General features: G+C 35.0%; 17 protein-coding genes. 6 read left to right on the top strand and 11 right to left on the bottom strand.

What is annotated here, in order from left to right:
- Window positions 1-4 precede the first annotated feature (4 nt).
- A complete protein-coding gene (locus PRO_RS03875) occupies window positions 5-736 on the top strand; it encodes a glutathione S-transferase (RefSeq protein ID WP_164923225.1) in 732 nt (243 codons plus the stop codon).
- 29 nt (window positions 737-765) lie between these two features.
- Here PRO_RS03875 and PRO_RS03870 read toward each other — a convergent pair whose 3' ends face one another.
- The 8 genes from PRO_RS03870 to PRO_RS03835 form a co-directional block, all read right to left on the bottom strand.
- Complete coding sequence (locus tag PRO_RS03870) at window positions 766-1023, bottom strand: hypothetical protein (protein WP_011124937.1); 258 nt, start codon at window positions 1021-1023, stop codon at window positions 766-768.
- A 65-nt stretch (window positions 1024-1088) separates the two neighbouring features.
- Window positions 1089-2471: a sodium/glutamate symporter gene (locus PRO_RS03865; protein ID WP_011124936.1), complete on the bottom strand. Its 1383-nt coding sequence runs from the start codon at window positions 2469-2471 to the stop codon at window positions 1089-1091.
- Window positions 2472-2635: 164 nt separating this feature from the next.
- Window positions 2636-3691 (bottom strand): chlorophyll a/b binding light-harvesting protein, encoded by a 1056-nt coding sequence (locus PRO_RS03860; protein ID WP_011124935.1) that lies wholly within the window; start codon window positions 3689-3691, stop codon window positions 2636-2638.
- Window positions 3692-4310: 619 nt separating this feature from the next.
- Window positions 4311-4550: a hypothetical protein gene (locus PRO_RS03855; RefSeq protein ID WP_036892205.1), complete on the bottom strand. Its 240-nt coding sequence runs from the start codon at window positions 4548-4550 to the stop codon at window positions 4311-4313.
- Window positions 4551-4656: 106 nt separating this feature from the next.
- Window positions 4657-4995 carry a TIGR02450 family Trp-rich protein gene (locus PRO_RS03850; RefSeq protein ID WP_011124933.1) on the bottom strand — a complete coding sequence of 113 codons (339 nt, stop codon included), beginning with the start codon at window positions 4993-4995 and terminating at the stop codon, window positions 4657-4659.
- Window positions 4996-5286: 291 nt separating this feature from the next.
- Window positions 5287-6552, bottom strand: coding sequence for a histidine--tRNA ligase (hisS, locus tag PRO_RS03845; RefSeq protein WP_011124931.1), 1266 nt, complete (start codon window positions 6550-6552; stop codon window positions 5287-5289).
- A gap of 144 nt (window positions 6553-6696) precedes the next feature.
- Window positions 6697-6936 (bottom strand): hypothetical protein, encoded by a 240-nt coding sequence (locus PRO_RS03840; protein WP_011124930.1) that lies wholly within the window; start codon window positions 6934-6936, stop codon window positions 6697-6699.
- A gap of 130 nt (window positions 6937-7066) precedes the next feature.
- On the bottom strand, window positions 7067-7804 hold the full coding sequence (locus PRO_RS03835) for a 3'-5' exonuclease (RefSeq protein WP_036892203.1): 738 nt from the start codon (window positions 7802-7804) through the stop codon (window positions 7067-7069).
- A 131-nt stretch (window positions 7805-7935) separates the two neighbouring features.
- Between PRO_RS03835 and PRO_RS03830 the strand changes: the two genes are divergently transcribed.
- Both PRO_RS03830 and PRO_RS03825 read left to right on the top strand, forming a co-directional pair.
- Entirely contained in the window at window positions 7936-8667 is a 732-nt protein-coding gene (locus PRO_RS03830; protein ID WP_011124928.1) for a DUF1350 family protein, read from the top strand.
- Between the two features lie 21 nt (window positions 8668-8688).
- A complete protein-coding gene (locus PRO_RS03825) occupies window positions 8689-8925 on the top strand; it encodes a DUF6439 family protein (RefSeq protein WP_011124927.1) in 237 nt (78 codons plus the stop codon).
- Here the strand turns inward: PRO_RS03825 and PRO_RS03820 are convergent.
- Together PRO_RS03820 and PRO_RS03815 are read right to left on the bottom strand one after the other, a co-directional pair.
- On the bottom strand, window positions 8875-9318 hold the full coding sequence (locus PRO_RS03820; protein WP_011124926.1) for an ATP-binding protein: 444 nt from the start codon (window positions 9316-9318) through the stop codon (window positions 8875-8877). The two genes, PRO_RS03825 and PRO_RS03820, sit on opposite strands and share 51 nt — an antisense overlap.
- Before the next feature lie 113 nt (window positions 9319-9431).
- A complete protein-coding gene (locus PRO_RS03815; protein ID WP_011124925.1) occupies window positions 9432-10157 on the bottom strand; it encodes a GUN4 domain-containing protein in 726 nt (241 codons plus the stop codon).
- 37 nt (window positions 10158-10194) lie between these two features.
- Here PRO_RS03815 and mnmH point away from each other — a divergent pair, with 37 nt between their 5' ends.
- The 3 genes from mnmH (at window position 10195) to PRO_RS03800 (ending at window position 12746) form a co-directional block, all read left to right on the top strand.
- Window positions 10195-11238 carry a tRNA 2-selenouridine(34) synthase MnmH gene (gene mnmH / locus PRO_RS03810; RefSeq protein ID WP_011124924.1) on the top strand — a complete coding sequence of 348 codons (1044 nt, stop codon included), beginning with the start codon at window positions 10195-10197 and terminating at the stop codon, window positions 11236-11238.
- A 63-nt stretch (window positions 11239-11301) separates the two neighbouring features.
- On the top strand, window positions 11302-11655 hold the full coding sequence (gene psb28, locus PRO_RS03805; protein WP_011124923.1) for a photosystem II reaction center protein Psb28: 354 nt from the start codon (window positions 11302-11304) through the stop codon (window positions 11653-11655).
- Window positions 11656-11660: 5 nt separating this feature from the next.
- Window positions 11661-12746: an AI-2E family transporter gene (locus PRO_RS03800; protein ID WP_036892200.1), complete on the top strand. Its 1086-nt coding sequence runs from the start codon at window positions 11661-11663 to the stop codon at window positions 12744-12746.
- 241 nt (window positions 12747-12987) lie between these two features.
- Here the strand turns inward: PRO_RS03800 and secF are convergent, their stop codons facing one another.
- Window positions 12988-13953: a protein translocase subunit SecF gene (gene secF / locus PRO_RS03795; RefSeq protein WP_011124920.1), complete on the bottom strand. Its 966-nt coding sequence runs from the start codon at window positions 13951-13953 to the stop codon at window positions 12988-12990.
- Window positions 13954-13958: the final 5 nt, after the last annotated feature.

Genomic DNA, 13958 nt, shown 5'->3' with positions numbered 1-13958 from the left:
ATAATTGCAAGATCTACAAAGTCAAATAAAGATAATGGAGGGAATTATTTCAGTTGAAAATTCAGAATTACGTAAAGGCAGCAAAAGTATCCTCTACACATTTAGAAGATGTCCTTATGCAATTAGAGCTAGATGGGCCCTATTTTTATGTGGTAAGCAAGTTGAATTTAGAGAAGTTCGACTTAATAATAAACCAATAGAACTACTAAGAGCATCTCCCAAAGGAACTGTTCCTGTATTAATTAGAGAGAATGGTCAAGTAATTGATGAAAGCCTAGAGATCATGCATTGGGCAATAAGAACTTCAGATGATAATTCGAATAAGAAATTATTAAAGGGCTTTAATGATAAAAATATAAAGTTATTAATTGATCAAAATGACAATAGCTTTAAATTTCATCTAGATAGATATAAGTATCCTAATAGATATGAAGGCATTGAAGCAGAAGAGCATCGAAAGAAAGCAAAGGAAATTTTAAAGGATTGGGATAAAAGAATAAAATATTCTGTCAACTTGAATTTATTTAATGATTCAGAAACAATCGCTGATTGGAGTATTTGGCCATTTGTACGTCAATATCGTTTAATCGATTCAGTAAGATTTGATAAAGACAAAGAACTTATTAATCTGCGCAGATGGCTAGAATCTTACTTAAACAGCAAATCATACTCTAAAATAATGAAAAAATTGAGCTTTTGGAAAAGTCCTTATGATGGTATAAGTACGCATGCCTGAGAACCAGAACAAGTTGTTAATAATTATATTTAACTTTCAATACGTCTTTTATCTATAATTCTAGCCAATTCTAGAAAATAACCTGCAGTACAGTATTTCCCAATATTTCTATCTCTATTTCCTAAATCACTTCTTAATTCTGCTGTTTCTGCCATTAATAAATCTAATTCTTGTTGTGGCATCTCGTATAGTTCCTTAAGCTCAATTTCCCTTGCTAATAAATGGCTTTTAAACCATTTCTCTCGTGATTCTTGAGGTGGAATATCATTAAAATTGCTATGGCTCATTAAAATCTCCGTGGGAAAATAATGGTTTATTTTTATATTGTTTTAGTTTAGTATATTAAGCTGATTTATACTAATTGATCATCAAGTTTATTTAGAACTAAGAATGCAATCACAACAAATATTGCTGTCATAATGCCACAAAAAGCAGTCCATCCAGTCAGTCCAAATTTCATTATTGCTAAAGGTGCAATAACTGTTATTACTCCGCCAGAAAGTAAAGGTTGTACAAATAATTGCTTTATCGAAAATATTGGTAATGTGTTGGTTTGATCTCTTGGATCAGCTAAACGTAGAAGCAAGATTCCACTTGCAGCAACACCTGTTGCGTTCCCAAATTCAATTATTGACCTCTCAAACCATTGCTTCCTGAAGATAATTCTCGAGAAAAAAAACATCCCCAGAAGATTCCATAATAAGCCGCTTAAAGCTAAAATAGTTAATGGTTTCCAATCTTTAAGCAGAAGTGGCAAATTAAGCCCAGCCATTGCTGTTGTAATAAGAAGATCAGTAGAAAGAATGCCTATCTCTCTCTGAAGAATCTCAGAAACAAATTCTGTTTTCTCAACTTTTTCTAACAAGAATCTTATAAAAAGAGATCCCAACAAAGCGAGTGGAAAAACAGGGAATACAGAGATTACTTCATAAAAAGTTCCACCAATAAAAAGTCCAATTAATTTTATTAATGAGAGAAGAGTTATACCAAAAAGAACAGCAAGTCCAGCAAAACCAAGATTTAATAATAATTGACTAACTTTTTCGCAAATAGAAAATTTTTCCTCTGAAACAACCCTATTTATTATTTTATCTTCTTCATTATTAATCCAACCAAAACCTTTCCCTATAACAACTAATCCACTACCAAGTAACGTTGAAGCCAAAAGACCTACTGTTGCCATAGCTAAGCCAAGATCAAGTCCCTGAGAAAAGCCTATTTTCTCAAAGCTTTGCCCCATAACTGATGCCGCACCATGGCCACCCTCGAATCCTACTTCTATCAAACAACCCATTAATGGATCAACCCCTAAGAATGGAATAAGAATAAGTAAGACTGCTACACCACCTACTAGGTACTGACCAAAACCTAATAAAAGAGCTAATAAAGCTTGAGAAGCTACTGGCTGCCATATTCCACTGGCTTTTGGTATTGGCCTGCCCAACATCAACGTTGCAAATACCAAGGTAAGCAAAGGAGAAGGCAATCTGATAAAAGTATCAGTTATTAATTCTGGTAAAAGTGGAGAAGGACCATGCGGACCTATTAAAAGCGCAAATAATCCAAATAAAATTGATATTGGAATTCCTAGTCTCTCTAAATTTAAAGCTGATTCAAATCTTCTTCCTATAATCAACAAAATCGCAATTATAACAAGTATTCCTAAAGCAATAATTAAGCCCAAGAATGATTCTGGAGAGAGCGAAGATTCTAGAAAATGTTTAAACCAGGTCATATAACTTTGCCATAATATATTTTTTTAAAGAGAGAATAAAATAAAGCGAAAAAAACGATCATTTAATAATCAGATTTAAATATAAAAAAGGCCCACCAAATATGGCGAGCCTTTTTTACATTTAATCTAATTCTCCGAAAGATATCAGAGAGATCAGATGAATATCAATCATTCAAAGTTACAGATGCAGTACCAATATTACTTACAGCACTTGATACACGTTTGAAGTCAAATCCCATTGCACGTAAAGCATGCCATAAATGTCCTTGAATATAAAAGAAACCAAGGAAGTAATGGACATTTGTTAACCAAGCACGAGATGTATGAGCACCATTAGGTAGGTCAACAGTATCAACCCAATAAGGAGCAATTCCAAACTTAAGGTCTAGAACCTCTCCAAAAAAGTCAACTGGATAAACAGTTGTGTTTGTTGCACACCAGAAAGCAGCAACAATAGCCATCCAGCCAATACCAGCCAGGGACCAAGAAAGGATAGCTTCTGCTGAAAGCAAACCTGAACCTTTAAATTTGGTGTATTCGCCAACTTGCTTTGTGGCTATGTGGAATGCACCTCCAGTAATCATGAAGAAAGCTAGGAATGCATGGCCCCCCATAACGTCTTCAAGGTTGTTTATTGTAAGGAAATCAAACTGATGATTCCAAATGGAAGAAAGGTTGAGATTGTACTCAACTTGACGAATACTGCCAGCAGCGGCATCCCATATTCCATGAATTCTTGCCCATTCAACAAACTGAATATTGGCCACACCTAAGAAAATAAGATGATGTCCCAAAATGAAGGTCTGATTATCTGGGTTGTCCCATTCAAGCTTGAATTTTCTTGCCTGAAGTACCTCTGAATCTTGCATATCACCAGGGAAAGTCAGGGAGTGCAAGAGACCTCCTGCTCCATAGACCATTGACAAGACCAAGTGAACAATTGCTATTGCAGTAACAGTGGTTCCACCGACAAAAGTTCCAGCCTCATCAAAGCCAATACCAAGAGTAGCTAAGTGAGGAAGAGCAATTAAAGGTTGATGACCCATAGGTACTGAAGGGTCAAAACGAGCTAATTCAAAAAGTGTGAAGGCACCAGCCCAAAAAGCAATCAAACCGGTATGAGCGGCATGAGCTGCAATGAATTTTCCTGAGCGGTTGGTGACCCCAGAATTACCAGCCCACCACCCGTAGGTGACGTCTGGATTTCCATAGGTCTGCATTAGAGTGCAATAAGGTGGGAAAGCGCATAAACACTAACGAAAAGAGCGAAAATAAGGGGACTAATTTCAATACCTTTTACATTGTGTAAGTCTTTTAAAGATAAAACTAATTAAAATCAGGCACTCAAAATAGCTTAAGAATCGTTTCATAGACATGTTTCACCTGAATTCAGAGGGTCTGTAACAGGCCTTTTATTGAAGAAGCAACTTAAGAAAAATAAAGTAAAGGTTCGGTAAAAAAACCGAGTAGTTTTAGATCGTTTATTAGAATAATTCTTTATTGAGAGAAAAAGTATGTTTCTAAAATTATGGGAGGTAATTCTTCCTTTGGTGAAAGATATGAGAGTCAGATTCGCACTTGCTATGTTTGGCAATATTTTGATTTTATGGTTTCTAATAACTTTTTTTAAAAAATTCATACCTAATTTACCTGAAAATTTTCCAAGTTAAGGTGATAAAACTATTTATTCAAAAGGATCCTAAAAGTTATTCCTGAGAAGAAATCCTATAAATCATTTCATTTATAATGATAATTTTCTACATCAATTAGAACCTGAAAGTATAAAAATAAACCATACTCCTAAAAGCTTTCTTGAAATTTAGAAGTTATAAAAAGTCCTTAGGCAACTAAATCTGTCATAGGGACGTCTTTTTCACGCCAATATTCGATTATTTCTTTGCACCAGCTTAGATGGTATATAACTTTTGGTTTCCAAGGCATAGAGTCTTTACTTGGAGCACTTCGCCAATGAGTTCCTGGCTTGAGGTATCCAACCTCTCTCCAGTATTCCAAGGTTTTTTTACTTACTCCTAGATGCTGAGATGCATCTTCTTCAAACAACCATTGGTTTAAGGACATCTAAAATCAAGAATATCCCTTCATTGGTAACGCAAAAAAAGAAATGCGTAAGGGGTAAATCCAGAGACCCTAAACAAAGGTAATTTTGTTAGAAGTCATTAGGCCTTCATTCAGGGAACCAGTCTCTAAGATTTAGCCTTTTGGAAGTTATAGCAATACCAGAATCAATAGAAGGATGAAGGCACGCTTCATTATTTAAATCATGATTGACATTTGTCTTTTTGTGGTCTTTTTTAATTTTCAAATCTTTCCAGCCTGGCAGCCACATTGAATTATCATTAAGTTCTTCAAAAGTTACACGAAAATATAATTTCCCATCAAGAACAGAAACCATATTAACCCACAGATTATGATTACTTACGTCATAATTAATTGCCACAAAATGCCTTTCCCCTTGTATTGGGTTAATACTTGTCCAAGCTTTAACAGGGGGCCATTTAATCATTAACTCTTATTAATTCTGGATTTCTTATGATTTATATACTCTTTCCTAATACTATTGAGTAAGCTTTTCTTTTTATTCCAAACTGTTTCCTTTTCTTTTTGGTCAAGTAATCTGCGTTTCTTCTTATCCATATCCATCCACTTATATATATTGTTGCTTTTTATTAATCTTTTCTTTTTATTTATAAAAGACTTAAATATTAAACTAGCAACAACTAGCAAAGTGCTAAATATAATGATTAACAAGTCTATTCTCATAAAAAAATAAAAAGAATCTTCATGGAAAAATATATCATGTCTCTAGTATCTTTCTTAATTCTAAGGAATCTGATTTTTTAAGCAAAATCTCGTTTTTGTCTTTATTTAAAACTTTCATACGTTTTAAACGAATTTCTCCTTTGTTAATTTCTTCGTCTCCAATGACTATTGCCCAAGTTGCACCTACTCTATTTGCTCTTTTAAATTGCTTAGCAAACGCAGCACCAGAATCATCTAACTCAACTATAAAATCCTGTAATCTAAGCTGTCTAGCAAGAAGAAGTGCTTCTGCCTCTGCCTTTTCTCCTTTATTAATTAGGTAAACATCTGGGTGAATCTCATTAGCAAGTCGATCTCCAATAAGAATTAGCAACCTCTCCATTCCAACAGCAAATCCAATAGCAGGCGCATGAGGCCCCCCAAGTTGTTCAACAAGGCCGTCGTACCTACCACCACCACAAACAGTTGCTTGAGCACCTAAATCATCACTAATAATCTCAAATGCTGTATGGCAATAATAATCAAGACCTCTTACTAATCTTTGATTGACACTAAAAGGGATTTTTAATGTATTCAAGACTTTTTGTAAGCTTTCAAATCTATTGATACTACTTTGATTAAGATGATCTCCAAGCAAAGGAGCATCATTAATAAGCTTTTGAATATTAGAGTTTTTACTATCTAATATCCGCAAAGGGTTTTTCTTCAATTGATTCAAAGAATCTTCGCCTAATAACTCTGGGAAGTTTTCGAGCCAAGAGATTAATTTAGATCGATAGTTTTTGCGATCTTCGGAAGTTCCTAAAGTATTTATTTGAAGTTTTAAATTCCTTAGACCAAGTTCATTTAAGAAGTCCCAAGCAATGCTTATCAACTCAGCATCACTCCTAACAGAAGACAATCCAAAGAATTCCACTCCTATCTGATGAAACTGTCTTTGTCTTCCAGCCTGAGGGCGTTCATACCTAAACATTGGTCCCCCATACCAAAGGCGTTGAGGCCCTTGTTTTAGAAGTCCATTTTGAATAACGGCTCTAGCTACTGAAGCTGTACCTTCCGGCCTAAGAGTACAAGACCTACCTCCTCGATCTTCAAAAGAGTACATTTCCTTACCTACAACATCAGTAGCTTCGCCAATACCTCTAGAAAACAATTCAGTAAGTTCAAGAATTGGGGTCCTGATTTCTTTAATACCTGCTCGTTCAAAATTTTTGATTGCCAAGGTTTCTACTTTTTGCCATCGCGCTGAATGCGATGGCAAAAGATCAACCATTCCTCGTAGAGTTTTAAGATTAGTCAATCAAATCTTCTCAGAGAATGCTGTTCTTGCTTTGACATTTTCATTTACAAATCAAGTAATTCAATTCTAATAGTAAGAGGTTCATGCAATTGAAGTTTTATGGATGCGATAGAAGATCCACAACAAATAATTAAATCAATCTTCTTAATTCTTACAGTCGAATCTTGTAGCAACTGAGAATTTAATAAGCCAAAGGTTTACTCTCCGATGATAAGAAGGTGGGATTTCGTTGATTAATTGAGATAGTTCTAAAGCACCAAGTCTTTTTAGTTCCTTCTGATCTACTTGCCAAAGGATCTCTGCTTCTCTGATTAATCTCGCCCAACTTCTTACTTGTTGCCAATGTCGCAAGCTTCTTCTTATTTTATGTCTCTCTATTGGCATATCTTATTTAAATTAAAAATAAGTTAGTTTTTTTAGACTGACACAAAAAAGATCCTTTACAAGAAATCAACCTAGTCACTTCAAAGATCTAAAGGAAATATATGAAAAATCCAAAATTACTGATTACTAATTAAAGTTGCACACTTACAACAGGGAAAGATAGTTCACGAATCTCTCTTTCGCTTAGGCGACGTGTCCAAGCACCTCGAACAGGTTCATTCCAACGAAATCCTGCATTCTTAGCTAAATGCCTTTCATCATAAGAAACTTCTGCTCTCATCAATCTTCTGGGCTCTAGGCCTTGCTCTAGCAGCTCTTCTAAATCAGAGCAGCGGCGAAATATTTCTACTAAATAAATGCAATCAGTCAACGCACGATGAGCACTCCAAACTGGGACTTCGAAGGCTAGAGCAAGGTCTCTTACGGAGGGTCTACCTTTAAGATTAAGTGTTGATGGCCACGAAATATCTTCCATTGAACAAACCCAAGGCTTAGAGATCTCAGGGAGCGGCGGTATTCCAAACCATTGTCGATCAAATTCTGCATTATGAGCTATTAGAACATCTGCTATATCAACTAATGCCAGAAAATATTTCACTCCTTCTTCCCAAGGTTGAGCAAATCTTGTTAAGTCAGGAGAAATCTTATTAATTGCTTCAGCAGGATTATTTGCAGCTGGTATCAAAAAGGAATTCTGAGCCAAAATTGATCTCTTCTCAATATGAAAAAGAATTGCCCCTACTTCAATACATTGGTCTTTCTCAGGATCTAGTCCTGTAGTCTCAGTATCAACAATCAACAAAGTCTCAAGAGAAGTGCTCTTCTCGCTAGACAATGGCATATTCAAAAAATCTAGTTCCTTTTGCATCCTTAAAAAGATCCAAGCCTATTATAGTTAATCAATACAATTATCTCCGCTCAATACCTATAAACATATTGATTTTATTAATTTCAATGAACAAGCATCTTCTTTAAATACTTAACTAGCTGTATTTTGCAATGAATAACTGGAGGAAAATAGATCAAATCTGGTGTGCTTGGCCATCCAAGCCAAAAGCATTAATAGAGATGGTTGGAGGTAGCTATATAGCTGCTACTCCTCATTTAAGTTATTCAAAACTTCTTGGTAGGCTTTTAAAAGAAAATTTCGCAATTCATGCATGGAGTTATGTCCCTGGATTCGATCATCAAGCTCAAGCCAATCAAGCTTGGAAAGCCCTAAGAAAATGCAGAATCAAACTTGAATCAAGAATTGGATGCAATAACCTTGAGCCAATTAGGATAGGACATAGCTTAGGCTGTAAATTACATTTACTCGCACCTGATGGTGGAAGAAAAAGTCATTCATTTATTGGATTGTGCTTCAATAATTATAAAGCTGATAAATCAATACCAATGCTTGGCAAAATTAAACAGAAATTAAAAATACAAAGTGAATTTAGTCCTAGCCCAAAAGAAACAATGAACTTAATTACTAAGAATTACATGCAAAAAAGAAACCTATTAATTAAATTTAACTCTGACAATATAGATCAATCTGAATTGCTTTTAGAACATTTAAAAGCAAGAGGAGATGATGAATCGCAATTGATAAAGTGCAATGGCAACCATCTAACTCCTATGAATACAGGAATTAAAAGTATATTATTAAATCAAATTAATGCTAATTCTCATGAAAATAATAACCTGGAGCAATTAATAGCCCTAATATCTAAGTACGCTTCCCAATGAATCAAATAATAAAAAGAATCCATGTGGACCTCTAATACAAAAAAATTGATTAAAGAGCTACATTCTGAATTAACTTTAAATGATAAGGATTGGCATAAATTCAAAGCCAATAAATCACTAAGAGCTGCAGAAATGCTTTCAAGTGCGTTATCACAAATAGTTAATAATGGTGAAAAGTCAGATATTGAAGATCTTATTGAGCAGTCACTAAAATGGATCCGAGGTGAAATCAAAGATCCCGGATGTCCTTCTCATTAATTGCTTTTGCCTACGAGTAGCTACTTGAAGTCTATTCCCTCTAGGGCTCCAGCGAACATCATCAAAGCATTCATGAATTAAAAACAGACCTCTGCCACTTTCAGCGTCAGCATCGGACGGCAAGCAAAATACTCTTTTCGCTTCTTTTAAACCAAAGCCCTCATCCTGAATCTGCCAAACAAGCCAATTGGGGGTAATAATTCTGCGCACTCTTAATGACTTATCAGGATCAGATGAATTCCCATGTATAACTGCATTAACAAGGGCTTCATGCAATCCTAATTCAATACTCTCTCTCTTCTGAGAACCAACTGGCTCTATCAAAAGACTCACAAAATATTTAAGTTGCAGAGTTGAAGGGAGAGTAAAATCAGTCCATCGAAATAAGCGCAAAAGAGTAAAAAGGAATGTTTAAACTCAATGACAAATAAGATGCTGCCAAAGAAAACCTTTTAAGTCAAAAGCTTAAAAAGCTTAGGGCTTTAATCTAACTTTTTTACCTGCAACTAACTTTTCTTAAGACGAGATTTCAAAAAAGGGTGATTTAGGTACGCGTCCATTAATCGCACACCTCGCAGTTGATTAACTAAAGGCATATGCCCTTCCGGTGCCTTCAGTGACCATGTAAAAGCAATTGGGTACCTTGTCCAGGTTCCATCCACCTTCCAACCAATTCTAGACCAGAGCTTGTCATAACGACCGCCAAGAGACTCCAGCAGACGTGCTTGAACGGAAAAGCCAAATTTGTCCTGAGAGAATGCGTTCCATAAAAGATCTAAACTAATCAAATCAACTTCGCTCATTGCCTCAACCTCGCTAAAATATACATATCCTCGTTCCAATGAACTTGGGCCCGCAAGACACCTCAAGGTTTCACTAGTAATACGATCAGCCTCTTCAAAACGTTCTTCAATAAGACTTTGCTGTAAAGGGCCATAATCAATATCTGAAGAAGAAGGAACATCAAACAATATTGATGAATCTTTTGCAAGCAAGTCTTTCAAATAATCATTGTGATGCCTATTTAATACTTGTAAAATCCAACCTTTTGACCAATCATCAGATTCTTTTGGAAGGGTTTCAAATAATTTTGATCCAAGTCCTTTTAATTCATCAGATCTAGATTCAACTTCATCAACAAGCCGACGTCTTTGACGCAATGTGCCACTTGAAAATTTTTCAAGCAACTCTTCAATAGCTATATTGGCTGATGCTGATGTGTCAGATGGCATAACTAGAAAACGGTCTCTTAGTCACCTTTATTCCACTATGTCAGGCATCGGAATACCTGCTTCATATTCGCTCAATAAGTTCAGAAATACAAATGGTCCATTAATTGACATCAGAAGTCCAAAAGAGTTCAATCAGGGGCATTTGCCAGGAGCAAAGAACATTCCTTTATTTAACAACGAAGAAAGAGCTTTAATTGGCACTACATATAAGAAAAAAGGAAAACAAAAAGCAATTAATTTGGGACTTGAAATTACTACAGCCAAGCTTAAAGATCTAGTCGAAAAACTATTGCAAGAAAAAGTAACCGAAGAAAACTCTTTTCTCAGAATCTATTGTTGGAGAGGTGGCCTAAGATCTTCAAGCTTAGGGTGGTTGGCAAATATTCTAAACTTGAATCCTATTTTATTAAGTGGTGGATATAAAAACTATAGAAAATGGACCTTAAATCAATTTGAAAAAGAATGGCCATTAAGACTTCTTGGAGGTAAAACTGGCACTGGCAAAACTTCTTTGCTTTTAGAACTAGCAAAAAGGGGAATCTCAATAATTGATTTAGAAGGCATTGCAATGCATAAAGGAAGTAGTTTTGGAGGCATTGGACTACCTCCTCAGCCGAGTTCAGAGCAATTTGAAAATTTTCTAGCTGAAGCCTTAGATAATTCAAAAAAATTTCCTTCTAAAGGCATTTGGGTAGAGGCAGAGAGTCCCAATCTCGGAAAATGCAGAATTCCAAACCCAATAATTAGACAAATGAAAAAAGCTCCGTTACTAGAAGTAATAAGAACTAAAGAAGAAAGAATTACCAGACTCGTAGATGAATACAGCCCTCATAAAAATGAAGATCTTAAAAATGCAACCTTAAGAATTAGCAAACGCCTAGGCCCGCAAAGGACAAAAAAAGCATTGGAATCAATTCATAAAGGCAATTGGAGAGAGGCTTGTCTTGCAATGCTTGATTACTATGACAAATGCTATGAATACGAGCTGGAAAAGGTGATAAGAAAATCATCTATTGATCTTTCAGGCCTAAGCAATAAGCATTCTGCCGAAAAACTAATACAACTAGGCCATGTGTACTAACAATTAATTTCTCGCGTTTTGAATGACATTTTAAGTACTATCTAATACAAGTCGCGAAAAACCATGGCTGAATTAAAGAAAAACGCGACAATTAGGTTTTTAGAAGGTATTGATGAAACATCTATACCAGAGATACGCTTAACAAGAAGTCGTGATGGAAGAACTGGTCAAGCATTTTTTACTTTCGAAGAGCCCCAAGCTTTATCAGCAGTAAAAGACGGGTCGATTCAAGGAATGAGTATGTTCGATGAAGAAGGTGAACTTAAAACCAGAGAAGTAAAAGCTCGTTTTGTAAATGGGACGCCAAGTGCTTTGGAAGCTACTTATGTTTGGAAAAGCGAATCAGATTTTCAACGCTTCATGCGATTTGCTAAGAGATATGCTTCTAGTAATGGGATGGGCTATTCAGAGAAATAATTAAATTGAAATTTTATAACTGGGTAAACCTATTTTTTTTAATCACTACTGGCTTTCTATTTTGGAGCTTAAGGGAAATAATTATTCTAATTTTTGCAGGGTTTATAATAGCAATGGCACTTTGCACTATTACAGGCAAAATAAAAAATATATTGCCTGTAAAAAGAGAAATCTGTCTTCTAATAACCCTTGTAAGTGTTCTTTTAATACTGAGCTTATCTTTAGTAATAGTAATTCCACAATTTACCCAGGAATTCCAACAACTAATAATACAACTTCCTTCATCTGCAAAAGCACTTTGGGGAATAATAACAGTCGCTATAGAGAAAATAACTAAGATTTTTTACGGTGAAAATGCTAGTTTACTATCATCCGAAGGACTTGTTTTTAAAGATCTTGCACCATTACCCGATGGTGTGGCATTAGCAAATGGAATTACGGATAGTCTCAAAAGACTTTTAGATATAGCTGGTGATTTAGGAGCTGGCATAGTACAAACTATATTTGTACTATCAATTGGCTTAATGATTGCAGTTCAACCAGACTCATATAAAGAAATTATTATTCAGTTAACTCCTTCTTTGTACAGAAAAAGAGCAAGAAAAATTCTTGCAAAATGTGGAAATGCTCTTAGCAATTGGATGGTCGGAGTAATTATAAGTTCTTCTTTTGTTGCATTACTCGCTGGCCTTTCCTTATATCTTCTTGGGATAAAACTAGTTGTAGCAAATGCATTAATTGCTGGCGCCTTAAATATAATTCCAAACATAGGTCCTACAATAAGTACAATCTTTCCGATTTCAGTTGCATTGTTAGATGCACCTTGGAAATCAATAGCAATACTTGTTTCATATATAACAATACAAAACTTAGAGAGTTATCTTATAACACCTTCGGTTATGCATTCCAGAGTAAAACTATTGCCTGCACTAACTCTAACTGCTCAATTTATATTTACAGTTATTTTTGGTCCCCTAGGTTTGTTGCTTTCATTGCCTTTAGCAGTAGTAATACAAGTTTTAATAAAAGAAATTATAATTAATGATATTCTAGATAAACGATTGAAAAGCAAACCGGCAAGAAGCTACTAAATTCTTCTAGATAAAAATCTAGGTACAATTAGTAAGGTAAAGATAGCAAGAGGATGTTTGTAAACAGCAAAAGCTAGAGCTATAAATGTAAAGTTTTCAAATAGCAATCTTAAATCAACTCTAAGATCCCATAGTGATAACAAAACAAGTCCTATTGGGACGCCGAAAGATCTTATAAATTGCCTAGGCTTAGACCAGAAAAGAGACTTTTCTGGAAGCAAATTATTGTTATTATTGACGCTCAATTCTCTTTCCTAAGTGTAAGTAAAGAAGGTACTAAAGCAATACTTGACCAGCTCCCTACTACTACACCCAATGCTAAAGCAATAGCGAACCAATACAAAGTTGTACCTCCAAAAAATATTAACGCAATTAAAGGCAATAAGGTTGTTCCACTGGTGTAAAGAGTTCGAGTTAACGTAGCTGAAACCGCAAAATCAACTTTCTGCTTAAAATTCATCCTGCTTTCTTGTTTATTGATCTCACGAATTCTGTCAAAAACAACAACCGTATCATTTACAGAATACCCAGCAATTGTAAGCAATGCGACAGCAAACAAACTATTTACTTCGACTTCATTTATTATTCCAAGCCATGAAAAAACACCACATACAATTAGAACATCATGAAATAAGGCTAAAAGTGCATATAACGAAAACATTCGATCAAATCTTATAGATATGTAGATTGCAACGCATGAGAAAGCTACTAAAAGTGATATTAAAGTAGTTTGAAGTAATTTTGCCCCTAATGTTGGGCCAATACTTTCGACTGATTGCCCACCATCTTCAAGGGGACCCGCCACGAACTCAATTGATTCAATTACTTCTTTACTTTCTGATGGTGATAATTCTGGTGATCTTATTAATAATGATTTATACCCATCAAGAAATTGTATTCTTGCATCAAAGAGTTTTTGAGAAGTCTCTTGATTTGAAAATTTAGCATTATTAAAGGCTTCACTTATATTTATGGTAGTTATTTTATTACATTCACTATCACATTTTCTTTCAAGTATAATTTGAGTACCACCTGTAAAATCAAAACCTGGTCTTAAAGGGAAACCTATTGATTGATTAGTCCAAGAAAAGAAGAAACCAAGAAAGCTTATTAAAACCGCAAAGCCTGATATCAACCAAACCTTGCTTCGATTACGGGATACATTAAATGTATATTTAACATTGAGATTTTTAGGTGTAAAAGACACAGTTT

Origin of the sequence: Prochlorococcus marinus subsp. marinus str. CCMP1375 (assembly GCF_000007925.1) — a bacterium.
Lineage (GTDB): Bacteria > Cyanobacteriota > Cyanobacteriia > PCC-6307 > Cyanobiaceae > Prochlorococcus_E > Prochlorococcus_E marinus.
This window is presented reverse-complemented; position numbering and strand designations above follow the sequence as displayed.

Bases quoted from the DNA above. Each gene is read 5' to 3' on its own strand.
- PRO_RS03860 (WP_011124935.1), bottom strand. From the start codon at position 3,691: ATGCAGACCTATGGAAATCCAGACGTCACCTACGGGTGGTGGGCTGGT.
- PRO_RS03830 (WP_011124928.1), top strand. From the start codon at position 7,936: ATGAATAACTGGAGGAAAATAGATCAAATCTGGTGTGCTTGGCCATCC.
- PRO_RS03865 (WP_011124936.1), bottom strand. From the start codon at position 2,471: ATGACCTGGTTTAAACATTTTCTAGAATCTTCGCTCTCTCCAGAATCA.
- PRO_RS03815 (WP_011124925.1), bottom strand. From the start codon at position 10,157: ATGCCATCTGACACATCAGCATCAGCCAATATAGCTATTGAAGAGTTG.
- psb28 (WP_011124923.1), top strand. From the start codon at position 11,302: ATGGCTGAATTAAAGAAAAACGCGACAATTAGGTTTTTAGAAGGTATT.
- PRO_RS03855 (WP_036892205.1), bottom strand. From the start codon at position 4,550: ATGTCCTTAAACCAATGGTTGTTTGAAGAAGATGCATCTCAGCATCTA.
- PRO_RS03840 (WP_011124930.1), bottom strand. From the start codon at position 6,936: ATGCCAATAGAGAGACATAAAATAAGAAGAAGCTTGCGACATTGGCAA.
- PRO_RS03850 (WP_011124933.1), bottom strand. From the start codon at position 4,995: ATGATTAAATGGCCCCCTGTTAAAGCTTGGACAAGTATTAACCCAATA.
- mnmH (WP_011124924.1), top strand. From the start codon at position 10,195: ATGTCAGGCATCGGAATACCTGCTTCATATTCGCTCAATAAGTTCAGA.
- PRO_RS03835 (WP_036892203.1), bottom strand. From the start codon at position 7,804: ATGCAAAAGGAACTAGATTTTTTGAATATGCCATTGTCTAGCGAGAAG.
- PRO_RS03870 (WP_011124937.1), bottom strand. From the start codon at position 1,023: ATGAGCCATAGCAATTTTAATGATATTCCACCTCAAGAATCACGAGAG.
- PRO_RS03825 (WP_011124927.1), top strand. From the start codon at position 8,689: ATGTGGACCTCTAATACAAAAAAATTGATTAAAGAGCTACATTCTGAA.